General features: G+C 47.3%; 6 protein-coding genes. All 6 read right to left on the reverse strand.

Annotated features, from left to right (window positions below; all coding sequences use genetic code 11):
- Positions 1-10 precede the first annotated feature (10 nt).
- The gene (locus AC3WRW_RS27445) at positions 11-994 is read right to left on the reverse strand and encodes an aldo/keto reductase (protein ID WP_492549405.1); all 984 of its coding nucleotides are present in this window, start codon (positions 992-994) and stop codon (positions 11-13) included.
- A 141-nt stretch (positions 995-1,135) separates the two neighbouring features.
- The gene (locus AC3WRW_RS27450; RefSeq protein ID WP_492549406.1) at positions 1,136-1,336 is read right to left on the reverse strand and encodes a CLC_0170 family protein; all 201 of its coding nucleotides are present in this window, start codon (positions 1,334-1,336) and stop codon (positions 1,136-1,138) included.
- Positions 1,337-1,350: 14 nt separating this feature from the next.
- Positions 1,351-2,577, reverse strand: a complete 1,227-nt coding sequence (locus AC3WRW_RS27455) for a Ger(x)C family spore germination protein (protein ID WP_492549407.1) — start codon at positions 2,575-2,577, stop codon at positions 1,351-1,353.
- The gene (locus AC3WRW_RS27460; protein WP_492549413.1) at positions 2,549-3,664 is read right to left on the reverse strand and encodes a GerAB/ArcD/ProY family transporter; all 1,116 of its coding nucleotides are present in this window, start codon (positions 3,662-3,664) and stop codon (positions 2,549-2,551) included. The genes AC3WRW_RS27455 and AC3WRW_RS27460 overlap by 29 nt, the downstream gene beginning before the upstream one ends.
- On the reverse strand, positions 3,612-5,330 hold the full coding sequence (locus AC3WRW_RS27465) for a spore germination protein (protein WP_492549408.1): 1,719 nt from the start codon (positions 5,328-5,330) through the stop codon (positions 3,612-3,614). The genes AC3WRW_RS27460 and AC3WRW_RS27465 overlap by 53 nt, the downstream gene beginning before the upstream one ends.
- Positions 5,331-5,484: 154 nt before the next feature.
- Positions 5,485-6,465, reverse strand: coding sequence for a glycoside hydrolase family 43 protein (locus AC3WRW_RS27470; RefSeq protein ID WP_492549409.1), 981 nt, complete (start codon positions 6,463-6,465; stop codon positions 5,485-5,487).
- Positions 6,466-6,516: the final 51 nt, after the last annotated feature.

The raw sequence follows: 6,516 nt of genomic DNA on the forward strand, positions 1-6,516 counted from the left end.
TCACTATCGCTTAGTAAGGACCACGGATATAATCTTTCACTTTCTCCTCATAAAAAGCCCGGAGACGTGTCAGTTCTTCCACTTGAAAAGAAGGCGTCTGCGCAGTGCCCAAGTTGTCATTCACTTGCCGCTCGTTCTTGAAGCCCGGTATGATGCAAGTAATGTCCGGATTGTCCAAAATCCAGCGCATGGAAGCTTGGGCCATGTTGCCGCGACCTTCCGCAATCCATGCCAGTTCCCTTGCCAGCTCTACTCCCTTCGTAAACGGCAGACCTGCGAACGTCTCACCGACATTGAACTGAGCGCCGTCCGCATTGAAATTCCGGTGATCGTCTGAGGCAAATGTGCTCGTTTCCGTGAATTTCCCGGTCAGCAAACCGCTTGCAAGCGGCAGTCTGACGAGAATCCCTACCCCTGCAGCATTCGCCTGCGGAAATAAAGTCTCGGCCGGTTTTTGCCGGAACAGATTAAAAATCACTTGAAGCGCTTTCACGCCAGGCATACTCAGCGCAAATAAGCCTTCTTCCACTGTCTCTACACTGACGCCGTAATGGCGGATTTTACCTTCCGCTTTGAGCTTTTCCAGCACTTCAAAAACTTGTCCATCCTTCAGAATGGCTAGCGGCGGACAGTGAATTTGATAGAGATCGATACGCTCACGGTTCAATCGCTTCAAACTGTTCTCACAATACTCGCGAACGGTCTCCTCCGAATACGTATGCGGATCGTGAATATCGCCTGCCCGGCAAAACTTTGTAGCTATGTAGATCTCGTCTTCTTTGCCTTTCGTCGCCTTTGCCAGCAGTTCTTCCGCATGCCCCGACCCATAAACGTCGGCCGTATCAAAAAAGTTAACCCCTGCATCCATAGCCAAGTTTAAGCCTTTTATGGCTTCCTCATCGTTAGCTTGACCCCAGCCCCCACCGATGGCCCATGTGCCAAAGCTAACTTCACTAATCCGAAGCTCCGTATCGCCAAGTTGACGGTATTTCATTTCTTAGTCTCCTCCTCGTCATTGCATCTTTGGTTTCAAGATGCAACGTGGTTATATTCTCCATATATATCCTGTTTCCCTTCTTAAGCCGAATGATCTGAGCCACTTTACCTCAAATTTAATAATTCCATGACCACTTCTTTATTTCCAAAACCACTTCTCATACACCAAATAGCCAAAGTAAGAAAGAACTCCCAATGCAACATTTAACCACCCGACAATCTTCGCCCCCTTCTTCTCTTTCAGCATGCAAGCCTGTTTATAAATCTTCACATCGAAAATTAAGACAAGCCCCCCGGTAATCAGCAGCAGCAGAATCGTGTAATAATTAAAAGTGATCATGAGCCCTTCCCCCTCTACTTGGCTTTCGTCCCAATGCGTCTGATCTTTACATGCAAATTAACTTCAACGAACATCTCTTTGTACTGGTTTTGCCACTCTTGTTTCGTCTTAATTTGCTTATTCCAGTAGGAGGATTGGGTACCCCGCACATATTCCCCAAAGCCGAAAATGTCGCTGCCCTCCTTTTGCGTCTGATGGATGAATTTTTCAAATCCTTGCTTGGCTTCTTTTTCAATTTGCTTCTCTAGCTCCGCCAGATTTTCCTTAGTAACACGAAACTTCTCATTCGACTTCTCCTGAAAATCCCCCTCGATTTGACAGTTAACCGTCGTGTATACTTTACCGTCCTTGATTTTAGTTGTAATCCTTGATCTCCGGTGGGTTGTTGTAAAAATGACCAATGTATCTGTACCCGGTATTTGTTGTAGAGCACTATAGCCTCCGGGATTAATCTGTTTGATCGCCATGTAATGGCCTATCTGCAGGGCTGTCGTGTGCCCGACCATTTTATCGTTTTTAAAATAGGCCATTCCGGCAATCTCGATATTCGATTCTTTCTTTAATTCCAAAAAAGGAAGCGCCCCTTCCTGCCCTTTGGCAGAGCTGGCACTGAAAAAAACGCCTAAAAATATATTAGGCAGTTTGCCCATCTCTCTCGCGTGCTCCAAAGAAGCCAGCAAATATAACGCTGGGACACGTTCCAATTGAGGTGTAGCATGCATAATTTCCGATGCATTCCCTTTGGAAACAACCATCCACACGGTTCTTCTGACTTGCGGCTGGCGCCGGAAAAAATCATTTTCGTTCGCGATACCTTTTTTGGCCACAGCCTCCGAAATCACAATAACCCGCAAATGACCATAGAACAAACGGTCTGCGAGCTGCTGCTGCAGGTTCATCAAAGAATCGTCAATCGTTTTGCCAACACTGGTTAGAACCCAGACAGGTTTTTGACTAGGCGAACTGCCGGGTCCTCCGCCTGTGCCTAGCGGGATACGCCCTGGAATGGCAATTTGAACCGTGATACGGATAAGATCCTTGTTCGCTCCCGTGCTGCTATTTAAAAGATGCGTAGCATTGCTGCTTTCCTTCTCCTCGCCAGGGTTTGCTTCATCAATGCCGATGGCCAGAACGACAGCCCGATCTTCAATTTCCAAACGATCCCAGCACCCAGTCAGCAGCGGAGCTATCAACGAGAAAACAACAATCTGTTTAATCAGATTTTGCCACAAGTTGATCACCCCGACCTTTTTTCTTGCGAATCACAGCTATAATAAGCAGGACGCAAGGATAGACAATTGTGATAACTAATCCCCAGCGGCCGACTAGTTGAATGATTTGATACATTTGAAGAACGTTTTGGGGAAACATCGCAAGCACATAAATGAAAGGAACGAGAAAAAATGAGAACATCTTGTGATCGCGCATCCCTAACAATTGGCCGATAAAGTAAATGGATGAATAGTGGGCAGACAACAAAGTCGTGAAAACGCCGGTAACCCACACAGCAAGGAAGGCGCCATCCAAACGCTCCAAAATATTGGCAGGCAATGAAGTCGTTTTGGCTAACTCCAAGGTTGGCCAAACCAATTTCTTTATTTCCTCCGCCCCAAATACGCCAACTGTGGCAATTACGATCAGCGTATATAAGGCTCCTGCGATTACCATGCCAATAACGCCGGCAAGCATCGCTTTCTCCGGCCTTCTCATGGCGGGAATGACGATTGTCATAACAAATGAGCCTTGAAATAAGGCGGCCATCGTAAGCAAGCCCCCATGCATACCGTATGGTTCGTTCCCCCATAGAGGCAGCAGGTTGATTAGCTGCGCATTTTTAAGTGAAAGCACGACGATCAACAGTCCGGGAAATAAGATAATTGGGAAATAGAAATGATGGATATAGGTAAAAGTCGTGATATCTGCACGAGAAGAAACGGCCGCCAGCAACAGCATCACAATAACCGTTACTTCCAGAGGCGTCTTCGTCAAGACGGAAGTAACGACGACTTCGCCAAATTCACGCGAAGCGAGCGCAGTAATTAAGCAAAAGAGCACGATGATCATAACGCTAAATAGACCAGCCATCCATTTGCCGATCAGCTCCTGGCTGTACTCAATAATGGATTGTGAAGGAAAACGCATACCTAGTTTGGTGACAAACCATAATCCTAATAAACCAAGCAAAAAGCCGAGAAAAGTGACAAGTGGCGCACCTGAATCGGCTGATTTGACGGCAAAAAGAGAAAGAGCCAACACGCCAACCCCGACGATTGTGCTAATCAGTATGATCGCCGCTTGAATGACCGTGATCTGACGAGGCTGCTCCATCATTTTCGTTCCTCCTTGTGTTTCCAACTTTCAAAGGGTCTAGCGTGTTGTTGTGCGCTGCTTCACTCATTTCCTGCGAAAATTTCCCCAGACGGGTGTCGTTAGGCGTGTGCAACTGTGCCGGACGCTTCGGCATGGACCATAGCGGCAGCCGCGCCAGTGTGTCTTTCATCCCCTGAAAATTGCCCGGGACGATCGGACTCAAGTAAGGAACGCCGAATGATTTCAAGGACAGCATGTGGTTGGCGATTAATATTAACCCGATCATAACCCCATACAAGCCGAAGATGCCTGACAAAATGACCAGCGGAAAGCGCAGCAGCCTAAGAGCCAAAGCCGCGTTGTAAGCCGGGGTGGCAAAAGAACCGATTGTCGTTAAAGCAATGATGACGACCGTAATTGGCGAGATAAACCCTGCCGCGACAGCTGCCTGTCCGACAACCAGCACACCTACGATGGAAAGGGCTCCGCCTACTTGCTGCGGCAATCGCAGCGTAGCTTCCCTTAGAACCTCCATGGATACCTCCATGATCAGAACCTCAATAACAGAGGGGAATGGCACACCCGCTCTTCCGCCTGCTACCGCCACCGCAAATTCCGTTGGGATAAGCTCCGGATTGAAGGAGATAAGCGCCACATACAGCGAAGGGAAAATCAGCGAGAAGACGAGCGCGACCAAGCGCGCAAGCCGTATGAAGCTGACGAGAAGATACCGCTCCGAATAATCCTCTACTGTTTGGTAAAATTGACTGAATACGGTTGGCAAGATCAGAGCGAACGGAGACCCGTCAACAAGCAGCACTACCCTGCCTTCCAGCAGATTGGAGACGGCTTTATCAGGCCGCTCGGTATTTTGGATTTGCGGAAACGGAGAGATATGGTTATCCTCGATAAATTGTTCCAAATATCCTGCATCCAGCAGACCATCGATATCAATCAATGATAATCGTCTGAACACCTCTTCGACGAGAGCAGGATTAACGATGCCGTCTACGTAGCAGAGAGCCACTTTGGATTTGGTGACACGCCCGATTCGAATCATTTTTATTTTAAAATCCGGTGTCGGAAGCCGATAGCGAAGCAGAGAAACGTTCGTTCCTAACAATTCAATAAAGCCTTCGCGCGCGCCCCTGATTACCTGTTCGGTTTCCGGCTGCGTGATTGCCCGCTTGTCAACATGGCGCGTACTGAAGATAAACGCTTCCTCTAGTCCATCAACAAGAAGAACGGTATTTCCTTCTACGATCGCTTGAACGATTTCAATGACCTGTATTTCCGTTCTCCCTTCACATGCATACAGCGTATCGTTCAATAGAAACTCTCTGATGGCGTGACTATCCGTTAGCGAATCAACGCTAGTGGCCGTCGACATCAGAGGCCTCATAATATGATCATTCAAATTTTGTTTATCAATTAAGTCAGCGAAATAAAGAACCGCTGCCGGACGCTCGTCGCATACGCGAATTCGGCGTATGATGAAATCGTCATTTTCGCCTAATACGTTTTGAATGCTGCTCATCGTCTCTTCAAGCTGCCTGCTGACGTTCGCCTCTTCATTCTTTTCCAAAAACTGATGGGCCGGCGGTTCATTCTTCGGGATCGTCCGTGGCTGCTGACTTGGGGAACCTTGTCTTGACCTTCGCTTATACGATTGCCAAATGGTCATCCGAATTCGCCCCCTGTACCTGTTCCCATTCATTTCCTTCCTCGTATTTTTATCCAAATTTGAGATTCTATGCATCAAGGATAAACGTCAAGAATAAAAGCTGCCCCCTCTGGTCTTTTCAGACCTTTGGGAGCAGCTCTCTGATACGGCTTGTTTATTTATATGGATCAATCGTTTGAATCGTGCCGTCCGCGTTATACGTCAGCTCTGTGTATTTGACACAGCGTTTGTGGTTAACTCCATCCGATAAAGAACAATCATGATAAAATAAATACCATTTATCCTCGAACTGCACGATCGAATGGTGCGTGGTCCACCCGATGACAGGAGTAAGTATTTTGCCTTTGAAAACATAAGGTCCTTGTGGATGCTCGCTCATCGCATAAACGAGACAGTGCGTAGTCCCCGTGGAATACGACAGATAGTAGTATCCATTGTATTTATGAACCCATGGCCCTTCGAAATATCTTCTGTCCTCATCACCCGCAAGTATCGGGTTGCCCTCTTCGTCCACGATCTTGATTTCTAGCGGCTCCTCTTTGAATGTGAGCATATCATCGCTGAGTTCCGCTACCCTTGGCCCCAATGCAGGTTCATGCTCGGCAGGTCCCGCCGCCTTTGGAAGGAAGGTCCCTGTTTGCCATTTCTCAAGCTGGCCGCCCCAAAGTCCGCCAAAGTAAATATACGCTTTGTTATCGTCATCGATGAACACAGCAGGATCGATGCTGAAGCTGCCAGGGATATAATTTTCTTGCGGTGTAAAAGGACCTGCCGGAGAGAAGCTTGTGGCTACCCCAAGTCTGAAAATATGGTCTTTATCCCGAGCTGGGAAAAAGAGATAGTACGTATTATTTTTATATGCTGCGTCCGGTGCCCATAACTGCTGCTTCGCCCACGGAATATCCCTCAGGTGCAAAGCCTCTCCGTGGTCAACACATGGAGAATTAAAATCATCCAAGGATAAAATATGATAATCTTCCATCGCATACTGATCGCCATTGTCATTAGAAGGTCCGTCATGATCAAGATCATGGGAAGGGTAAATGTAAATTTTCCCCTCGAATACGTGGGCAGATGGATCAGCCGTGTAAATATGCGTGACTAAAGGTTCTTTAGGTTGTACTGGCTTATTCATGTCCATTTTCTCCTCGGTTAACTTAGTTTGTTTAATGTATAAACTTATAAG

The organism is Paenibacillus sp. FW126-R14, from assembly GCF_058789495.1.

What these genes read in the sequence shown, in the direction of transcription:
- AC3WRW_RS27470 (WP_492549409.1), bottom strand. Translation starts at nt 6,465, where the DNA reads ATGAATAAGCCAGTACAACCTAAAGAACCTTTAGTCACGCATATTTAC.
- AC3WRW_RS27465 (WP_492549408.1), bottom strand. Translation starts at nt 5,330, where the DNA reads ATGACCATTTGGCAATCGTATAAGCGAAGGTCAAGACAAGGTTCCCCA.
- AC3WRW_RS27450 (WP_492549406.1), bottom strand. Translation starts at nt 1,336, where the DNA reads ATGATCACTTTTAATTATTACACGATTCTGCTGCTGCTGATTACCGGG.
- AC3WRW_RS27460 (WP_492549413.1), bottom strand. Translation starts at nt 3,664, where the DNA reads ATGGAGCAGCCTCGTCAGATCACGGTCATTCAAGCGGCGATCATACTG.
- AC3WRW_RS27445 (WP_492549405.1), bottom strand. Translation starts at nt 994, where the DNA reads ATGAAATACCGTCAACTTGGCGATACGGAGCTTCGGATTAGTGAAGTT.